Below are 16,947 nucleotides of genomic sequence, written 5' to 3' on the forward strand. Positions count from 1 at the left end.
ATGGCGCTGGAAATCAAAGGACTGAGTCGTAACGAACTGGCTGCCCGGGTGGCTCAGGAACTACAGAACGGCCAATACGTGAACCTGGGCATCGGCATGCCCACACTGATCCCGAATTACATTCCGGAAGGCGTCGAGGTGGTGCTGCACTCCGAAAACGGGATTCTAGGCACCGGGCCATATCCCACCGAGGATGCCGTGGACCCGGACCTGATCAATGCAGGCAAGGAAACCGTCACCGTGAACCAGGGCGCCGCCTTCTTCGACTCTGCGGCTTCCTTCGGCATGGTGCGCGGCGGTCACGTTGATGTGGCTGTGCTCGGTGCCATGGAGGTGGCGCAGAACGGTGATCTGGCCAATTGGATGATCCCGGGCAAAATGGTCAAAGGCATGGGTGGCGCGATGGATCTGGTCTTTGGTGCCAAACGGCTGATCGTGATGATGGAACACGTGGACAAGAACGGGAAGCCAAAAATTCTGGCCGAGTGCACGCTTCCGCTGACCGGTAAGGGCTGCGTGGACCGGATCATTACCGATCGGGCGGTGATTGATGTGGTGGCCGATGAGGAAGGTGCCGGGAAGCACTTGGTGCTCCGCGAGGTCGCTCCCGGACTGAGCGTCGAGGATGTGGTCGCGGCCACCGGGGCGCCGTTAAAGGTGGAGCTCGATGCCTGAATCGAAGGGCGAATCGCTTCCCGTCGTCGAGCAGCGCGGCCTCTATTACGCTGAGCTGCAGACCGACGTCGTCTATGCCCACCGGCCCGGACGCACCGTAACCGAGGCTGATAACGTCCTTTTCACCACGCTGACCATGAACACCCAGGCGCTGCACCTGGATGCTGCCTGGAGCGCCGGACAGCCCTTTGGGCAGCGCCTGATGAACTCGATGTTCACGCTCTCCACGATGGTGGGCCAATCGGTAACCCAGTTAACCCAGGGCACCATTATTGGCCAGCTTGGGATGAGCGAGATCAGCTTCCCGCACCCGCTGTTCCACGGGGACACCCTGTACACCGAGACCGAAGTCACCGAGAAGAGGCTCTCCGGCTCCCGGCCTGGACAGGGCATTGTCACGATGCGGCACACCGGCAAAAATCAGCACGGCGAGGTGGTGGGGCTGGCCAGTAGGACGTGTTTGATCTGGGTGGACGCGGAAGCTCAGCGCAAGGCTGAAGCAGGGAAAGAAGCAGGAAAAGAGGCCCAGTCATGACGGTGATTTACCCGCCCTTTGAGATGGGGCCCTCGCTGCTGTTCTGCCCGGCGGATCGGCCCGAGCGCTATGCGAAAGCAGCCGAGCGGGCGGATGCGGTGATCCTAGATCTGGAGGACGCCGTCGCCCCCGAGGCCAAGGCTGCGGCTCGGCAGGCGCTGCAGGAAAACCTGCTCGATCCGGAGCGAACCATCGTCCGAGTGAATCCGCTCGGCACCCCGGAATTTGCCCTCGATACGGAGGCGCTGCGGGCCACCCCGTACCGGACCGTGATGGTGGCGAAAGCGGAGAGCGGCCAGGCCATTGTCGCCGCGCTCACCGATTATTCGGTGCTTGCCCTTTGCGAGACCGCGCTCGGCGTGGTGCGAGCCGCCGAAATTGCTCAAGCCCGCAATGTGGTGGGGCTGATGTGGGGTGCCGAGGATCTGGTGGCTTCGCTGGGCGGTAGCTCCTCCAGAACGGACGACGGCGGCTACCGGGCAGTGGCGCTACAGGCCAGGTCCCAGGTGCTACTGGCCGCGGGCGCTTTCGGTAAAGCGGCGATTGATGCGGTGTATTTGAACATCCCGGATATCGACGGACTCTACCAAGAGGCACAGGATGCGGTGGCTTGTGGCTTTTCCGCTACCGCCTGCATTCACCCTTCTCAAGTTGAGCATCTTCGGCGGGCGTACCTGCCGCCACGAGCCGATATCGAATATGCCCAGGCGTTATTGATGGCTGCGGACGAAGCAGAGAATGGTGTTTTTAGCTTCCAGGGCAGGATGATCGATGGCCCGGTGCTCAAACAGGCCGAGCAGACTTTGCGGAGGGCGTCCTCTTGAATCGCCGAGTGTGGAGATCTGCACGCTAAAACCGGTTTATAACGTGCAGATCTCCACACTCGATGAATGCGGGATACTGGAAACATGTCGATTGATGCCCGCCGTGAGAACCCTGCCATTAGTAATGCCGCCCCGCGTAGGGTGGCGATTCTTGGCTCGACCGGTTCGATTGGCACTCAGGCGCTCGACGTCGTCGAACGTGCCTTTGACGAGGAGGGTGCGCCGCGGTTCCTGGTCACCGCCCTGAGCGCCGGGGGAGCCAATCTGGACCTGCTGGCTCGGCAGGCGGTCAGTACTCGGGCAGCAGTGATAGGCATTGCAAGCGGTGACCCGGCCGAATTACTGAAGAAAATCCACGAACTGGCTCCGGGATATCAGCCACAGATCGAAGCCGGTCCGCAGGCCGCGGCCACCATTGCCGGACTCGAGGCCGACGTCGTCCTGAATGGAATCACCGGTTCTATCGGCCTGGCTCCCACCCTGTCCGCGCTCAAGTCGGGTGCCATCTTGGCGCTGGCCAATAAGGAATCGCTGATTGTCGGCGGTCAACTAGTCAAGGATGCCGCCGCTCCCGGGCAGCTGGTTCCAGTTGATTCTGAGCACTCCGCGATAGCGCAGTGCCTGCGTTCCGGCACGGAACAGGAAGTAGAGAAGCTCATCCTGACCGCCTCGGGCGGCCCCTTCCGGGGCAGGAAGCGGCACGAGCTCAGCCGGGTCACTCCTGCTGAGGCGCTTAAACATCCCACCTGGGACATGGGTCTTATGGTGACCACAAACTCGGCCACCCTGGTCAATAAGGGGCTGGAATTGATCGAAGCGCACTTGCTTTTCGATGTCCCCTTGGATCGGATCGAAGTGGTGGTGCATCCGCAATCCGTGGTGCATTCCATGGTGCAGTTCATTGACGGTTCAACCATTGCCCAGGCCTCGCCGCCGGACATGCGTTTGCCGATCGCTCTCGGTTTGGCGTGGCCGGAACGGGTCCGCGGCGCCGCACAGCCCTGTGATTGGAGCAAGGCCACGGAGTGGACCTTCGAACCGCTCGATACCGCCGCCTTCCCCGCCGTCGAACTTGCCAAGGACGCTGCCAAGCAGGGCGGCACCCACCCGGCCGTTTTCAATGCCGCCAATGAGGAGGCCGTGCTGGCCTTCCATGCCGGCCGAATCGGCTTCCTGGATATCGTGGACACGGTCGAAGCGATCCTCAGCGAACATTCAGCGGATTCCACGTTGAGCCTAGAATCCGTATTGGAAGCTGAAACCTGGGCACGTGCGCGAGCCCAGGAACGTTTGACTCTGCAGAACTCATCGGAACAACAGTAAGTACACACAGTGACGGTATTGCTTTTCATTCTCGGGGTGCTCTTCGTGGTCCTCGCGGTCGGCGTGTCTATCGCCTTGCACGAGGTGGGCCACTTGGTGCCCGCGAAGCTCTTCAAGGTCCGGGTCACCCGGTACATGATCGGCTTCGGCCCCACCCTGTGGTCGAAGAAAAAAGGCGAGACCGAATACGGCATTAAGGCCATTCCCGCCGGTGGCTACGTTTCGATGATCGGCATGTACCCACCGAACAAAGCGGACGGCAGCATTCGACCCTCCAGCACCGGCATGTTCCAGACCCTGGCGGAATCCGGCGCCGGCCGGGTGAAGAACTCCAAACGACGGAGCGGGCGATTCGAGCAACTCGCCACCGAGGCCCGCGCCATTGCGCACGAGGAAGTTGGGCCGGAGGACGAGAACCGGGTGTTCTACAAGCTCGCGGTCTGGAAAAAGATCATCATCATGCTCGGCGGCCCTTTTATGAACCTGCTGATCGGTACCGTGCTGATGGCGGTGCTGCTGATGGGGTTCGGCACCGCGCAGTACACCACCACCCTTTCGGTGGTCAACGCCTGCCAGGTCAAAGACGGCGAGACCACCCCGGATGTCAATAACTGCACACCCACACCGGCCGCTGCGGCTGGCCTGAAGCCCGGTGACACCATTACCGTTTTCGACGGGAAGAATGTCACCAGCTGGGATGAACTGAGCTCATGGATCCGTTCCTCGGCCGGTAAGAACGTCTCGGTGACCGTGCAGCGCAACGGTCAGCCGCTTCAGCTCACCATCACTCCAGTGCTGAGCGCCCGCCCCGTACTGACCGCTGCCGGTACCCCGGAGAAGGACGCCAGCGGCAAAGCCGTCACCCAGGAAGTCGGTTTCCTCGGGGTCAGCCCAACCACCGAGAACGTGCAGCAGCCGATTACCGCTGTGCTCCCCGCGGTGGGCAGCAATATCACCCAGGTGGCCGGCGTCGTGTTCAATCTTCCCCAACGTCTGGTTGCGGTGGCCCAAGCTGCCTTCAGCTCCGCGCCGCGTGATCCGAACGGCCCGGTCTCCGTGGTCGGCGTCGGTCGGGTGGCCGGTCAGGTTGCGGCCATGGAGGACGTGCCGCTGAGCGCACGCTTCGCCACGCTGCTCGGCTTGATGGCTGGCTTGAATTTCGCGCTGTGCGTTTTCAACCTGATCCCGCTTTTGCCGCTCGACGGCGGTCACGTGCTGGGCGCGCTCTACGAGGCCGCACGGCGGCGGGTCGCCAAGATCTTCAAACGGAAAGACCCCGGCCCCTTCGACATCGCCAAGCTGCTGCCGGTGACCTATGTGGTGGCCAGCTTGATGCTGGTGATGGGTGCGTTGTTGATCTACGCCGATATCGTCAAACCGGTCAATCTCTTTGGCTAACCTTGTCCCGTTTCGATCGCCAGCGATTGATTTTCAAATATCAAATTAAAGCGGTTGATCTTCTAAGAGCAATTGATTACAGTTGATTTATGTTCGTTATGACGATTGATCAACGTAATAGCCGGAAGAACGACGATCTGGTCCCGCTGCTGATCAGCCAGCTAGCAGAGGTTAGTACCGTATTGCCCTTCGATCGTTCTACCGGAGACGAACTCCAGGCCGTGCTCTCCGAGGCCGCCGCAGTAGTGGAGGCCTCGATGCTGGCGCTGCGGGCGGGGCACTGGCATATCGGCATCGGGGTGGGGCAGATTGGATCACCTCTGCCCCAGACGTCCAGAGAAGCCAGCGGCAGCGCATTCATTGCTGCCCGAGAGGCCGTGGAACAGGCAAAGAAATCCGGAAACCGGGTGCCGCTAGCGGTTCGAGGAGCCGTCCCGAGCAAACAAGTAGACGCCGCCGAGGCGGTGCTCCGCCTGCTCGGCGGCCTGGTGGTTGCCCGGAGCGCTGCGGAATGGCGGATCCTGGACCAGCTCACCCCGGGGGTGCGCGGAAATCAGGTCGAAGTGGCAACCGCATTGCAGATCAGTCCACAGGCAGTCAGCAATGCGGTGCGCAGATCCGGCTGGCTGGAGGAATGGTCCGGACGGGAGGCTGCTGCGCTGCTGCTGGACCTCGCCGATCGCACCGTGCAGGAGTGGAGCTAAGGGTGCCGGACTGTCGGGCAAATGCAGGTAATCGTAGGGTAGGGGTATGACAACGCTGATCCTGATCGCGGCACTGCTAGCCGCAGCGTTCTTAGGCTGGCCGTTGACCGCCTTAGTGCTTCGACTGGCGCGCAGCGTGGATGCCAGGCCGGTTTCCGAGGAGAGTGTTTTGGAGTCCGCGGATTCGCCGCAAGCGGAGCTCCCCGCCGTGAGGCAGGAAGCCGTCTCGGCGACACCCGTTTCTGCGGCACCGGAGCCTCTCACCGAAGCGAAGGTGCTTCGTGGCGGACTGCTGATCGGGATTCTGGAGCGCCTCGCCGTCGTACTCTGCATCGTTTTCGACCAACCCGTGGCGATCGCCTACGTTATTGCGGTCAAGGGCTTGGGAAGGTATCCCGAGCTGAAAGAGAGCCCGGCCGCAAGCGAGCGATTCATCATCGGCACCCTGGCCTCCCTGATCTGGGCAACCCTGGTAGGAATTCTGGCCCGTTGGTTCATCGCCATGCTTTAACCGCACCCATCTCGAGCCGATTCGCCCCAATCCCTTCCCAGCTATCCCACTGGGTGTTACTGCTGGGGCAGAAGTCGGCTCAAATCAGCAACATCCTTCACTCCTGCAACACCCGGTGGGACAACTGGGTTGAGTTGGGGGAGGAGGGGTGGGGAATGTGTAGGGTGGAGATATGAGTGCCTTTGCCGTTGAGTATGTTTATGCCCCGGAAGCCGCCGAATTGCGTGATCAGCATCGGCCCGATCATCGCAGCTGGTTGGCCAGCCAAGTAGACGCCGGGGTGGTGCTCGCCTCCGGTCCCTATGCAGATGGCAGCGGTGCGTTGATCATCTTCAGCGCCGCCGACGAGGAAGAACTCAAGAGCGTGCTGGCGCAGGACCCCTTCGCCCGGCAAGGTTGCATTGCCGGTTCCCGCATCAGCGCCTGGAATCCCCTGATTGGACTGCTCAAGGAATACGCCTGAGCGCGAGGGAGCTTAGAATAAGAAGGACGTCCGCCGCAACCGTCGGGCCGGACGTGAACCACGCAATGGAGTCCAAACAATGACCTCAATCAGTCTAGGAATGCCCGCCGCACCGCCGCCGGTGCTCGCACCCCGACGGAAGACCCGACAGATCAAAGTCGGCTCGGTAGGAGTCGGCTCGGATTCACCGATCAGCGTGCAGTCGATGACCACCACGCCCACCACGGATATCAATGCGACCCTTCAACAGATCGCCGAGCTGACCGCGAGCGGCTGCGATATCGTCAGGGTGGCTTGCCCCTCCGCAGATGACGCCGAGGCGCTGCCGATCATTGCCAAGAAATCGCAGATTCCGGTGATCGCCGATATTCATTTCCAGCCCAAATACGTTTTCGCGGCCATCGAGGCGGGTTGCGCGGCGGTTCGGGTGAACCCCGGAAATATCCGGAAGTTCGATGACCAGATCAAGGAAATCGCGCAAGCGGCCAAGGATCACGGCGTCTCGATCCGGATCGGCGTCAACGCTGGCTCGCTGGACCCTCGGCTGATGGAGAAGTATGGAAAAGCGACCCCGGAGGCTCTGGTAGAGAGCGCTGTCTGGGAGGCCTCACTGTTTGAGGAACACGACTTTCACGATTTCAAGATCTCGGTCAAACACAATGACCCGGTGGTCATGGTGCGAGCCTACGAGTTGCTGGCCGAGCGCGGTGACTGGCCCCTGCACCTAGGAGTCACCGAGGCCGGTCCGGCTTTCCAGGGCACCATTAAGTCAGCTACCGCCTTCGGGGCACTGCTTTCCAAGGGCATTGGCGATACCATCCGAGTTTCGCTTTCGGCTCCTCCGGTCGAGGAAATCAAGGTCGGCAACCAGATCTTGCAGTCCCTCAACCTGCGCCCGCGCAAGCTCGAAATCGTCTCCTGCCCCTCCTGTGGCCGCGCCCAGGTGGACGTTTACACCCTGGCCGAGCAGGTCACCGCAGGCCTGGAGGGTATGGAAGTCCCGCTCCGGGTGGCCGTGATGGGCTGCGTGGTGAACGGTCCTGGTGAGGCCCGCGAGGCAGATCTGGGTGTGGCTTCCGGTAACGGCAAGGGGCAGATCTTTGTGAAGGGACAAGTCATCAAGACTGTCCCCGAGGATCAGATTGTTGAGACACTCATCGAAGAAGCCATGCGAATTGCCGAGGAAACGGAAGAGGCGGGTGGAATTGATGGCCAAAATGGCGTCAAGGGCAGTCCCGTGGTCAGCGTTTCCTAAACGGGATCAACCCGCCGATTCACCGATCAGGGTGCTCAGCCACCCGGACACGGCTGCCTTGCGCGCCCTGGTGGATCGGGACCCGGTAGCCAACGTCTTTATGGCCGCACAGCTCGATCAGCATGCCAGCGCCGTCCCCAGTGTCCTAGGCGCACAGACGGTGGGATATTTTGCCGACGACGGCGAATTGCTCGCCGCCTGCTGGGTCGGTGCCAATGTGATCCCACTTGGAGTGACGGAGCGACTGGCCCCGACCTTCGGCGACTACCTGAGCCGTTTAGGTAGGCGACATGCCAGCATCTACGGGCCAGCAGAAGCGGTGCTGAACATTTTTCGAAGGCTCAGCGAGTTGGGTTTCCGTGCCGCCGAGATACGCGAGTGCCAGCCACTGATGGCAATGGCTGGCGAGTCTTCGCTCGATCCTGCCCCGGGACTGCAGCCGAGCCTGATGGACAGTTTCGATCAGATCTTGCCCGCCGCGGTGGCGATGTTCGAAGAAGAAGTTGGGTATTCTCCCTATCTGGGCGGCGAGGAGTTTTATCGCCGCCGGGTGGCCAACCTGATCAGGCAAGGGCATTCGCTGAGCCACCTCGATCAACGCGGCGAAGTGATTTTCAAAGCAGATTTAGGAGCCGTTTCGAGGCAAGCCAGCCAAGTACAAGGGGTCTGGTTGCGACCGGACCAACGCGGACTGGGGCTGAGCGCAGGCTATATGGCCGCCGTCGTCCGGTTAGCTCGGCAACTCGCACCGGTGGTGAGCCTGTACGTGAATGACTACAACACCAAGGCCCTGGCTAGCTATCAGCGAGTGGGGTTCGAGCGGATCGGGACCTTTGCAACGGTGTTGTTCTAAGCCTGTGGCCAGCGGCTGAAGGCCCCTCGCCCCCCCCGAGGGACAGCGAGGAGCCTTCGCGGTGTGCTTAGCTGATCTTGCGCCGGTAACTGATCATGGCGAAGATGTAGGCCAGCACCAGGATGCCCAGGCACCAGGCGAGAGCGATCCAGATGCTACCCCCAATGGGCCGTCCTGCGAAGAGATCTTGAATGGTGTTGACGATCGAAGTGACCGGCTGATTCTCGGCGAAAACTCTAACCGGAGTAGGCATGGTTTCGGTGGGCACGAAGGCCGAGCTAATAAAGGGCAGGAAGATCAGCGGGTAGGAGAACCCGCTGGCACCATCCACGGACTTAGCCGTGAGACCAGCGATGATGGCCAGCCAGGTCAGCGCTAGGGTGAATAGCGCCAGGATTCCGGCAACGGCCAGCCAGTCCAGAACGCTTGCCGAGGTGCGGAATCCCATCAACAGTGCCACCAGGACGATGATCAGCACCGAGATTCCGTTGGCAACCAGTGATGTCAGCACATGTGCCCACAGCACAGAGGATCGGGCGATCGGCATGGACTGGAATCGTTCGAAAATGCCGCTTTTCATATCGGTGAACAATCGAACGGCGGTGTAGGCAATGCCCGAGGCAATGGCGATCAGCATGATCCCGGGTAACAGGTAATTGACGTAGTTCTCGGTGCCGGTTTTGATCGCTCCGCCGAAGACGTAGACGAACAGCAGCATCAGGGCGATCGGTGTGATCGCGGTGGTAATGATGGTGTCCACACTGCGGAAGATGTGACGCATGGAACGACCGAGTAAAACGGAGGTGTCTGCGAAGAAGTGCTGGCTCATGGCTGGTCCTTAGTTGACTCGAGCTTGCTCGAATCCTCCGCGCCCTCGCCCCCAACGAGCGTGAGGAAGATATCCTCCAAGCTTGGTTGCTTTTCGACGTACTCAACTTCCGCCGGTGGGAGTAGTTGCTTCAATTCGGCAAGGGTGCCGTTCGCGATGATCCGCCCCTGGTGAAGAATGGCAATCCGATCGGCAAGTTGTTCGGCCTCGTCGAGATACTGGGTGGTGAGTAGCACGGTGGTTCCCTGGTTGGCGAGCTCCTGAACTACCTGCCACACCTCAAGTCGCGCCTCGGGGTCGAGCCCCGTGGTCGGCTCGTCCAGGAAGATCACCTTGGGTTGCCCGATCAGGCTCATGGAGATATCCAAACGACGACGCATCCCCCCTGAATAGGTGGCTACCTTTCGTGACCCTGCATCGGTGAGGTCAAAGCGGGCAAGAAGTTCGTCCGCTATTTGGCCCGGGTCCTTCAGATGCCGCAGTTTGGCTACGAGCACCAGGTTTTCCCGGCCGGAGAGGATCTCATCGACCGCCGCGAACTGTCCGGTCAAACTAATGGACTGGCGAACTTCGAGCGGCTCCGTTGTTACATCGAATCCCTCAACGGTGGCGGTGCCAGCGTCCGGCTTCAGCAGCGTGGACAGGATTTTCACCATGGTGGTCTTCCCGGCTCCATTCGAGCCGAGAAGGGCAAAAATGCTGCCGCGGGCCACCTCGAAGTCAACGCCGCGGAGCACCTGCAAAGATCCGTAGGACTTTTCCATGCCCGTCACCCGGATGGCAGCTCCCGGTGCTGAGGTGAGGCTCATGATCCGGTCTCCTTCGCTTTCGCCTCAACAACAGCCTCCACTAGGCGGGCCCGTTCCTTGTCAATCCAACGCTTGCCTCCGTAGGCCTGGGCGAAGCTCTCGGCGAATTCGACGGGATCCTCGCCGACGATCTCGCTCACCGGGGTACCGTCGACGGCAGCGCGTTCCCACAGGTCCGCGAGGTCGTCGTACATCCGCACGATAGTGTCGCCTTCGGTGGCGCCGCCGTAGTACATGAAGTACCGGTTGAAGGCGTTCGCCACGGTGAGGTATGGCTCGGGCAGCGCGTCTAGCCGTGCCTTGGCCTGCTTGTACTGCTTTTTCTGCTCAAGTGAGCCGGTTACCAGTTCGATCCATTTTGCGGCCATCTTACTTTCCTCCTTCTCGGAGCTGTTCCAGTCGCTCGGACAGGAAGCTCCACGTGTTCCAAAATTCGTCTAGTTCTTTTTTGCCCTGCGCATTGAGCGAGTACACCTTGCGTGGCGGACCTTTTTCGGACGGCCGTCTTTCGACGTCCACCAGGCCCTTCTGCTCGATCCTGACGAGCAGCGCGTACACGGTGCCCTCGGCAATCTCGGTGAAGCCCTGCTCTCGGAGCAGCGTCGTGATCTCGTATCCGTAAGCCGGCTTTCCGACCAGGAAGGCGAGAACGATGCCTTCCAATGTCCCCTTGAGCATCTCCGTCATTTGCTTGCCCATCGGGCACCCCCTTTAACTACTCAGTGTTACTAGCTACTAGTACATAGTAGCGCTAAGTAGTGGAAATGCAAACCCCCTAAATCCATAACTTTTTTTTGGGCATTTAGCCGGTGTTTGGCTGACTTGGGGCGGTTCTGGCCGGGGCGAAGCCCTAGTGTGCGCTGGTCTGCTCCTGCTTGGCAGCCTGATCGAGGAGCGAACGGGACGTGCTCTGGAGCATTTCTACGGCGCGCTGCAGGGTGGGTGCGTGGGAAGAGTTCCAGGCGTGCAGAAAGAAGAAAGAATCCGGGCCGTGCCACTGCAGCGGGCCGTTAATCTTGGCTGTCAGCGCCGCTCGTGCCTCGCTGAGCAGTTGAGCGGCCCGCACAAAATCCCCGGAGAGCGAGCGCAACTCTTCTGGGCTAGCGCCAAGCATCTCACCGTTCATCCCGGGCGTACCTTGCTACTCACCGTTCAAGCTTAGGCATAAGCCTTTTAGGTAGCGATGGGGAGGACTACCCATCGACAAATTCTGGCAGCCCGCCGGAGAGCTCTCCGCCGTCGAGGTTTCCGGTCAGGTAACGCTGGACCGTGGGGGCCGCCCAACGCACCACCTCGGGAAGCGGTGCCGAGCTGAGCGGTTCGAGTTTGAGCACATACCGAGTCATCACTAAGCCGAAGACCTGGCTCACCACAAGCGAGCCACGTAAACGCTGCAACTCAGGATCCTCCTCAAGTCCGAGGATCAGTCGGGGCAGCATCAGCTTGCCCAGAACTTGGCGCATCAGGGCGCTTCGACCGGGGGAGTTGACCGCGGATTTCAGTAAAGCCAGCAATGCCGCTTGGGCGGGGGATTCCCAGAGACCCAAAACCGCCAGCAGCAGCGGCTCCGCGCGCTGATTGGGTGGGTAGTCACCGATCTCGGCCAGTACCTCGGCGGGATTGGCGGGCAGTTCCACACAAGCCTCGAAGAGTTCATCCTTTGAGGAGAAATAGTGATGAATCAGCGCCGGGTCCACACCGGCCAGCCGTGCGATCTGCCGGATGCTGACGGCGTCGAAGCCGGATTCGGCGAAAAGCCCCCGCGCGGCGGTGAGGATTAGTTCCCGGGTGTCCTCGCTGCCCCGGCGGCGACCACGTTTGGAGTTGCCGAGGCTGTTAGCAGTACTCACTTAGGACCTTTTGCGTTGCAGAGTGAGCGAACTAAGAAGCAACATAGCCACGACGATAGCAGCCAAGATCAGCAGATCAGCCCAGAGCAAATCGGTCATGCTGCTATGCCGTGCCACTTCCCCCAGGGCTTCCACCGAGTAACTCAGCGGCATCACCCTGGCCAAGCCTTGCAGTACCTCGTTCATCTGATCCCTGGCCACGAACAGACCGCAGAGCAATAACTGCGGGATCACCACAAGTGGCATGAATTGCACCGCCTGAAACTCGGTGCGGGCGAAGGCTGAGCAAAGTAAGCCCAGCGAAACACCCAGAATGGCGTTGAGCACCGCGAGCAGCACCACTAAACCGGCCGAGCCCGCGACGTTCAGACCGAAACACCAGTAGGCGATGCCGGTGGCCACCACGGATTGCAAGGCCGCCATCACGGAGAAGGCCACGGCATAACCAAGAACTAGATCCGCCTTGTGGATCGGTGTGGTCATCAGCCGCTCCAGGGTGCCCGAGGTGCGTTCGCGCAGCATGGTGATCGAGGTGACCAGAAACATCACCACAAAGGGAAAGACCGCCAGCATAATCAAGCCGATCCGGTCAAAGCTGCGTGGTGCGCCAGGCGGCAGCTTCTCGTTCTCGAAGAGGAAATAGACGGCGGTGAGGAGCAGTGCTGGCAGCACCAGGATCATCGCGATACTGCGCGGATCTCTGCGCAATTGAGCCAGCACCCTGACCGCCGTCGCCCCGATCAGTTTGTAGTTCATTTCGCCACCTCCTGATCCCTGATGAGTTGCAAAAAAGCCAGCTCCAGATCCTCGGAGCGGCCCCTTTCGCGCAACTGTTGTGGAGTGAGTTGAGCCAATAACTTGCCCTGGCGGAGCAACAATAGGGTCTGGCAATGACTCGCTTCCTCCATTACATGGCTGGAGATCAGCAGGCTGGTGCCCTCCTGGGCGAGTGCGGCGAAGCGTTGCCATAACTCGGCCCGAAGAACCGGATCCAGTCCCACGGTGGGTTCATCCAGCACCAGCAGTCGCGGCTTTCCGGCCAGTGCGCAGGCAAGCGAGACGCGACTGAACTCCCCTCCGGAAAGCCCTGAAGCGCGCCGATGCGATAACGGCGAGAGCCCGACGGCGTCAATGGCCTCGAGGGCGGAAGCACGGGGGAGTCCTTGTAGGGCGGCGAAATAGCGGACGTTCTCCAGCACGCTCAGATCTTGATAGACGCTGGGGGCCTGGGTGACATAACCCACCGCGCCCCTCAAGGCGGGTGCGCCCGCCGCTAAACCGAACACCTTGACCGTGCCGGAGCTGATCTTATGCACGCCCACCAGGGTGCGCATAAGGGTGGTTTTCCCGGCTCCCGAAGGACCGAGCAGGCCGGTAATGGCACCGGGAGCCAGCACGAAATCGATGCCGTCCAAAATGGGCGACCCTTTGCCAGTTCGGATCGCCAGCCCGGCCACCTCTGCTGCGGGAGCCTGCTGTGAAGCTGTTGTCATTGACCTCAGCCAGCCTAAATTCAACGAGTGATGAATTGAGCTTAAGCCTCGGGGCCCGGGCTGTCTAGACCTTGGAAGCGGCTGCCCCAGATCGGGTCGTTAGGCGGGGGTGCCCAGTCGGTCGTTTCATGACGAAATGAGTAGCTTCCGGAGTGCAGCCGGGTAAGTAGACCCTCGGTCCAGCGCAGGCTAGCCGCCAAGCGTTCACTGGTGAGCAGATGAAGTTCGACGACGTGCGGGGGCACGTGCGGATTGTCGCCATTGAAGCCGCTCACCATTTTGGCTTCTACGGCTAAGGCAGCCAGCAGAGAGATCTTTCGCTGCTCCAATAGCTCCACTACTTCAGCCCGTTCCAGGAAAGGCATAAAGGCCAGCCCGGCCATAGTAGTAGCCACGGTAGAGGAGAGGATATCGGTGAGCGCGTATTTCAGCAGTTTTTCGAACTCCTGTACCCCAAAGTCAGTGGTTCGGTAGGACGCTCTAGCCGCCGAGCCGTCGTCGTCCTCCTCCTGTGGAACGATCTCTAGTAAGCCATCCTTGGTTAGGGTGCGTAAGGCCGAGTAGACCGAGCCGGGTTTCACATTGGCCCACTGATCGACTTTCCAAGAATTGAGCTCCTGCAAGAGTAGATAGCCGTGGGCGGGCTCAAAGATCCGGACCACGCCGAGCACCAATAAACGGGTGGAGTAGGGAGCCATGGGACGAGTTTAGGGCACCGTTCTGTCAGACTCCCAACGCCGGGTAGATTGGTACCGAGCTTTTACTTGCAGAATCAGACCCAGTCAGAAGGGAGCCACGCCGGTGGTTCTTCGCCTCTCATCCTTATTCCTGCGCACCTTGCGTGAGGACCCCGTCGATGCCGAAATTGCTAGCCACCGACTGCTGGTTCGGGCCGGGTACATTCGCCGGGCGGCTCCTGGGATCTATAGCTGGCTGCCGATGGGCCTGAGGGTGCTGGGCAAGGTTGAGCAGATCATTCGCGAGGAGATGGCCTCGATTGGATCACAGGAAGTCCATTTTCCGGCCTTGCTGCCGCGTGAGCCCTACGAGGCGACCAATCGGTGGACCGAGTACGGAGACGGCATCTTCCGACTCAAGGATCGCAAGCAGAACGACTATTTGCTGGCCCCAACCCATGAGGAGATGTTCACCCTTCTGGTCAAGGACCTGTACTCCTCGTACAAGGATCTGCCGGTGAGCCTCTTCCAGATCCAGACTAAGTACCGTGATGAGGCGCGTCCGCGTGCCGGGCTGATGCGTGGCCGCGAGTTCATTATGAAGGATTCCTACTCCTTCGATATTGACGACGCCGGGCTGGAAGCCAGTTACGAAGCGCACCGGGCCGCTTACTTCAGAATTTTTGAGCGGCTCGGTCTAGAAGTGGTGGCGGTGAAGGCGACCTCCGGTGCGATGGGTGGCTCCAGGAGCGAAGAATTCCTGCACCCGACGCCTGTGGGTGAGGATACCTTCGTGCGCTCGACAGGCGGATACGCTGCCAATGTTGAGGCTGTCAGCACGGTCATCCCGGAGGAGATCGATTACTCGACTTTCCCCGCGGCCGAGGTCCGAGATACCCCGGATACCCCCACCATCGATACCCTGGTGGCGGCTGCCAACGCCCTAGTTCCCCGCGCGGACGGCAAGGCCTATACCGGTGCCGACACCTTGAAGAACGTGGTGCTTGCGGTAGATCTGCCCGGAACCGCGGAAAAAGCGGGCGAGCGTCGGCTTGTGGTGATCGGCTTGCCCGGTGACCGCGGGGTGGATCTGAAGCGTATTGAAGCCAATATTGCCGGGCACCTGGGCATCGGCGGCGAGGTCGAGGTAGAAGCGGCTAATGAGGAGGATCTAAAGAAGAATCCTTTGTTGGTCAAGGGCTACATCGGCCCCGGACTTTCTCTCGACGCACCTGTTCTGGGCACCGAGGCAAGCAGCAAGCTGCTCTACCTGGTGGACCCCCGCGTGGTTTCCGGCAGTCGTTGGATCACCGGCGCCAATGAGCACGGCAAGCACGTCTTCGGACTGGTGGCCGGTCGCGACTTTGGCTGGGATGGTGTGATCGAGGCCGTTGAGGTCCGTGAAGGCGATGAGGCTCCCGACGGCAGCGGTGCCTTGGAAATCGCTCGTGGCGTGGAAATGGGACACGTCTTCCAGCTGGGCCGCAAATACGCCGAGATCCTGGACCTCAAGGTACTCGACCAGAACGGCAAGCAGGTTGTGGTGACGATGGGTTCCTATGGCGTCGGGGTGACCCGTGCGGTGGCGGCCATTGCCGAGAAGTACAACGACGACCGCGGCCTGATCTGGCCCATTGCGGTGGCTCCCGCGCACGTTCATCTGGTGGCCGTGGGCAAGGACCAGGCGGTTTTTGACGCCGCGGAGCGGATCGCCGCAGACCTCGAGGCGGCCGGCGTCGAGGTACTTTTCGATGATCGTTTCAAGGTCTCTCCCGGGGTGAAATTCGGTGATGCCGAGCTGATCGGGGTGCCGATAGTGCTCGCCGTGGGTCGTGGCCTGGCCGACGGTGTGGTGGAGCTAAAGAACCGGGCCACGGGGGAAGCGGACAACGTACCGCTAGAACAGGTGGTTCAAAGGGTTGTGGCTTTGCGCGACTCGCTGTAATGGTCTCCGGCTTCGAGAACATCCAGCTCTACACCATCCTGTTGGTCGTAGTGGCCGGGCTGGCCGCGGGCTGGGTGGACGCCGTCGTGGGTGGTGGTGGGTTGATCATGCTGCCCGTCATGCTGATGGTGCCCGGGATTAGCCCGGTACAGGCTCTGGCTACCAATAAGATGGGCTCAATCTTCGGTACTACCACCAGCTCGGTGACCTATTACCGGAGGGTGGGACCGGATCTCAAAACCGCGGTACCGATGGCGTTGATAGCGCTCGGTGGCAGTTTTTCCGGTGCCGTGGTGGCCGCGCAATTGCCGCAGTCGGTGTTCAAGCCGATCATTGTCCTGGCGCTTATTGCGGTGGCTATTTTCACCGCACTCAAGCCCGATATCGGTGGTCAAACGCTGCTCAAGCATGCCGGACACCGGCACTACCTGCTGGCCTGTTTGATCGGCGCGGTAATCGGCTTCTACGATGGTTTGCTCGGGCCGGGCACCGGCTCCTTCCTGGTGATCGCCTTGGTCAGCTTGATGGGCTATGCCTTCTTGGAGGCCAGCGCCAAGGCGAAGATCGTCAATATGGCGACCAATGCTGGCGCGCTGCTGTTCTTTCTACCGCACGGCTCAATCCTCTGGGGACTGGGCTTGATGGTGGGCGGGGCAAATATGGTGGGCGGCTATCTGGGTTCCCGGATGGCAGTGCGGCAGGGTAATAAGTTCATCAGGATCGTGTTCCTGGTGGTGGTTGCCGTGTTGATCATTAAACTTGGCTGGGACGTCTGGCAGGAAAACGTTCTACACGCTCATTGA

General features: G+C 60.7%; 21 protein-coding genes. 12 read left to right on the forward strand and 9 right to left on the reverse strand.

Features of this window, described 5'->3' with window-relative positions; all coding sequences use genetic code 11:
• From FHU41_RS14485 to FHU41_RS14530, 10 genes are all read left to right on the forward strand, one after another.
• A complete protein-coding gene (locus FHU41_RS14485) occupies positions 1-675 on the forward strand; it encodes a CoA transferase subunit B (protein ID WP_179390304.1) in 675 nt (224 codons plus the stop codon).
• The gene (locus FHU41_RS14490; protein WP_179390305.1) at positions 668-1,210 is read left to right on the forward strand and encodes a MaoC family dehydratase; all 543 of its coding nucleotides are present in this window, start codon (positions 668-670) and stop codon (positions 1,208-1,210) included. The genes FHU41_RS14485 and FHU41_RS14490 overlap by 8 nt, the downstream gene beginning before the upstream one ends.
• Entirely contained in the window at positions 1,207-2,034 is an 828-nt protein-coding gene (locus tag FHU41_RS14495) for an HpcH/HpaI aldolase/citrate lyase family protein (RefSeq protein WP_246279624.1), read from the forward strand. The genes FHU41_RS14490 and FHU41_RS14495 overlap by 4 nt, the downstream gene beginning before the upstream one ends.
• An 84-nt stretch (positions 2,035-2,118) precedes the next feature.
• Positions 2,119-3,357: a 1-deoxy-D-xylulose-5-phosphate reductoisomerase gene (gene dxr, locus FHU41_RS14500; protein ID WP_179390306.1), complete on the forward strand. Its 1,239-nt coding sequence runs from the start codon at positions 2,119-2,121 to the stop codon at positions 3,355-3,357.
• 9 nt (positions 3,358-3,366) lie between these two features.
• Positions 3,367-4,755 (forward strand): site-2 protease family protein, encoded by a 1,389-nt coding sequence (locus tag FHU41_RS14505; protein WP_179390307.1) that lies wholly within the window; start codon positions 3,367-3,369, stop codon positions 4,753-4,755.
• A gap of 89 nt (positions 4,756-4,844) precedes the next feature.
• Entirely contained in the window at positions 4,845-5,459 is a 615-nt protein-coding gene (locus FHU41_RS14510) for a MarR family transcriptional regulator (protein WP_179390308.1), read from the forward strand.
• A 46-nt stretch (positions 5,460-5,505) separates the two neighbouring features.
• Positions 5,506-5,970, forward strand: coding sequence for a hypothetical protein (locus tag FHU41_RS14515; RefSeq protein ID WP_179390309.1), 465 nt, complete (start codon positions 5,506-5,508; stop codon positions 5,968-5,970).
• A 172-nt stretch (positions 5,971-6,142) separates the two neighbouring features.
• The gene (locus tag FHU41_RS14520) at positions 6,143-6,433 is read left to right on the forward strand and encodes a YciI family protein (RefSeq protein ID WP_179390310.1); all 291 of its coding nucleotides are present in this window, start codon (positions 6,143-6,145) and stop codon (positions 6,431-6,433) included.
• Between the two features lie 79 nt (positions 6,434-6,512).
• Positions 6,513-7,688, forward strand: a complete 1,176-nt coding sequence (gene ispG, locus FHU41_RS14525) for a flavodoxin-dependent (E)-4-hydroxy-3-methylbut-2-enyl-diphosphate synthase (RefSeq protein ID WP_179390311.1) — start codon at positions 6,513-6,515, stop codon at positions 7,686-7,688.
• Entirely contained in the window at positions 7,651-8,541 is an 891-nt protein-coding gene (locus FHU41_RS14530; protein WP_179390494.1) for a GNAT family N-acetyltransferase, read from the forward strand. The genes ispG and FHU41_RS14530 overlap by 38 nt, the downstream gene beginning before the upstream one ends.
• 67 nt (positions 8,542-8,608) lie before the next feature.
• Here the strand turns inward: FHU41_RS14530 and FHU41_RS14535 are convergent, their stop codons facing one another.
• From FHU41_RS14535 to FHU41_RS14575, 9 genes are all read right to left on the reverse strand, one after another.
• Positions 8,609-9,370, reverse strand: a complete 762-nt coding sequence (locus FHU41_RS14535) for an ABC transporter permease (protein WP_179390312.1) — start codon at positions 9,368-9,370, stop codon at positions 8,609-8,611.
• Entirely contained in the window at positions 9,367-10,179 is an 813-nt protein-coding gene (locus tag FHU41_RS14540) for an ABC transporter ATP-binding protein (RefSeq protein ID WP_179390313.1), read from the reverse strand. The genes FHU41_RS14535 and FHU41_RS14540 overlap by 4 nt, the downstream gene beginning before the upstream one ends.
• On the reverse strand, positions 10,176-10,547 hold the full coding sequence (locus tag FHU41_RS14545; RefSeq protein ID WP_179390314.1) for a DUF1048 domain-containing protein: 372 nt from the start codon (positions 10,545-10,547) through the stop codon (positions 10,176-10,178). The genes FHU41_RS14540 and FHU41_RS14545 overlap by 4 nt, the downstream gene beginning before the upstream one ends.
• Position 10,548: 1 nt before the next feature.
• Positions 10,549-10,878 carry a PadR family transcriptional regulator gene (locus tag FHU41_RS14550; RefSeq protein ID WP_179390315.1) on the reverse strand — a complete coding sequence of 110 codons (330 nt, stop codon included), beginning with the start codon at positions 10,876-10,878 and terminating at the stop codon, positions 10,549-10,551.
• A 151-nt stretch (positions 10,879-11,029) separates the two neighbouring features.
• Entirely contained in the window at positions 11,030-11,305 is a 276-nt protein-coding gene (locus FHU41_RS14555; protein ID WP_179390316.1) for a hypothetical protein, read from the reverse strand.
• 67 nt (positions 11,306-11,372) lie between these two features.
• Positions 11,373-12,029 carry a TetR/AcrR family transcriptional regulator gene (locus FHU41_RS14560; RefSeq protein WP_179390317.1) on the reverse strand — a complete coding sequence of 219 codons (657 nt, stop codon included), beginning with the start codon at positions 12,027-12,029 and terminating at the stop codon, positions 11,373-11,375.
• Complete coding sequence (locus FHU41_RS14565; RefSeq protein ID WP_179390318.1) at positions 12,030-12,785, reverse strand: ABC transporter permease; 756 nt, start codon at positions 12,783-12,785, stop codon at positions 12,030-12,032.
• Complete coding sequence (locus FHU41_RS14570; RefSeq protein ID WP_179390319.1) at positions 12,782-13,522, reverse strand: ABC transporter ATP-binding protein; 741 nt, start codon at positions 13,520-13,522, stop codon at positions 12,782-12,784. Before FHU41_RS14570 ends, FHU41_RS14565 begins: the two co-directional genes overlap by 4 nt.
• 41 nt (positions 13,523-13,563) lie before the next feature.
• A complete protein-coding gene (locus tag FHU41_RS14575) occupies positions 13,564-14,220 on the reverse strand; it encodes a PadR family transcriptional regulator (RefSeq protein WP_179390320.1) in 657 nt (218 codons plus the stop codon).
• 103 nt (positions 14,221-14,323) lie between these two features.
• Here FHU41_RS14575 and FHU41_RS14580 point away from each other — a divergent pair, with 103 nt between their 5' ends.
• Together FHU41_RS14580 and FHU41_RS14585 are read left to right on the forward strand one after the other, a co-directional pair.
• On the forward strand, positions 14,324-16,144 hold the full coding sequence (locus FHU41_RS14580; RefSeq protein ID WP_179390321.1) for a proline--tRNA ligase: 1,821 nt from the start codon (positions 14,324-14,326) through the stop codon (positions 16,142-16,144).
• A complete protein-coding gene (locus tag FHU41_RS14585; RefSeq protein ID WP_179390322.1) occupies positions 16,144-16,947 on the forward strand; it encodes a sulfite exporter TauE/SafE family protein in 804 nt (267 codons plus the stop codon). Before FHU41_RS14580 ends, FHU41_RS14585 begins: the two co-directional genes overlap by 1 nt.

Source organism: Psychromicrobium silvestre (assembly GCF_013408295.1).
GTDB lineage: Bacteria > Actinomycetota > Actinomycetes > Actinomycetales > Micrococcaceae > Renibacterium > Renibacterium silvestre.

Bases quoted from the DNA above. Each gene is read 5' to 3' on its own strand.
- FHU41_RS14485 (WP_179390304.1), top strand. From the start codon at position 1: ATGGCGCTGGAAATCAAAGGACTGAGTCGTAACGAACTGGCTGCCCGG.
- FHU41_RS14490 (WP_179390305.1), top strand. From the start codon at position 668: ATGCCTGAATCGAAGGGCGAATCGCTTCCCGTCGTCGAGCAGCGCGGC.
- FHU41_RS14495 (WP_246279624.1), top strand. From the start codon at position 1,207: ATGACGGTGATTTACCCGCCCTTTGAGATGGGGCCCTCGCTGCTGTTC.
- dxr (WP_179390306.1), top strand. From the start codon at position 2,119: ATGTCGATTGATGCCCGCCGTGAGAACCCTGCCATTAGTAATGCCGCC.
- FHU41_RS14510 (WP_179390308.1), top strand. From the start codon at position 4,845: ATGTTCGTTATGACGATTGATCAACGTAATAGCCGGAAGAACGACGAT.
- FHU41_RS14515 (WP_179390309.1), top strand. From the start codon at position 5,506: ATGACAACGCTGATCCTGATCGCGGCACTGCTAGCCGCAGCGTTCTTA.
- FHU41_RS14520 (WP_179390310.1), top strand. From the start codon at position 6,143: ATGAGTGCCTTTGCCGTTGAGTATGTTTATGCCCCGGAAGCCGCCGAA.
- ispG (WP_179390311.1), top strand. From the start codon at position 6,513: ATGACCTCAATCAGTCTAGGAATGCCCGCCGCACCGCCGCCGGTGCTC.
- FHU41_RS14530 (WP_179390494.1), top strand. From the start codon at position 7,651: ATGGCGTCAAGGGCAGTCCCGTGGTCAGCGTTTCCTAAACGGGATCAA.
- FHU41_RS14535 (WP_179390312.1), bottom strand. From the start codon at position 9,370: ATGAGCCAGCACTTCTTCGCAGACACCTCCGTTTTACTCGGTCGTTCC.
- FHU41_RS14540 (WP_179390313.1), bottom strand. From the start codon at position 10,179: ATGAGCCTCACCTCAGCACCGGGAGCTGCCATCCGGGTGACGGGCATG.
- FHU41_RS14545 (WP_179390314.1), bottom strand. From the start codon at position 10,547: ATGGCCGCAAAATGGATCGAACTGGTAACCGGCTCACTTGAGCAGAAA.
- FHU41_RS14550 (WP_179390315.1), bottom strand. From the start codon at position 10,878: ATGGGCAAGCAAATGACGGAGATGCTCAAGGGGACATTGGAAGGCATC.
- FHU41_RS14555 (WP_179390316.1), bottom strand. From the start codon at position 11,305: ATGAACGGTGAGATGCTTGGCGCTAGCCCAGAAGAGTTGCGCTCGCTC.
- FHU41_RS14565 (WP_179390318.1), bottom strand. From the start codon at position 12,785: ATGAACTACAAACTGATCGGGGCGACGGCGGTCAGGGTGCTGGCTCAA.
- FHU41_RS14570 (WP_179390319.1), bottom strand. From the start codon at position 13,522: ATGACAACAGCTTCACAGCAGGCTCCCGCAGCAGAGGTGGCCGGGCTG.
- FHU41_RS14575 (WP_179390320.1), bottom strand. From the start codon at position 14,220: ATGGCTCCCTACTCCACCCGTTTATTGGTGCTCGGCGTGGTCCGGATC.
- FHU41_RS14585 (WP_179390322.1), top strand. From the start codon at position 16,144: ATGGTCTCCGGCTTCGAGAACATCCAGCTCTACACCATCCTGTTGGTC.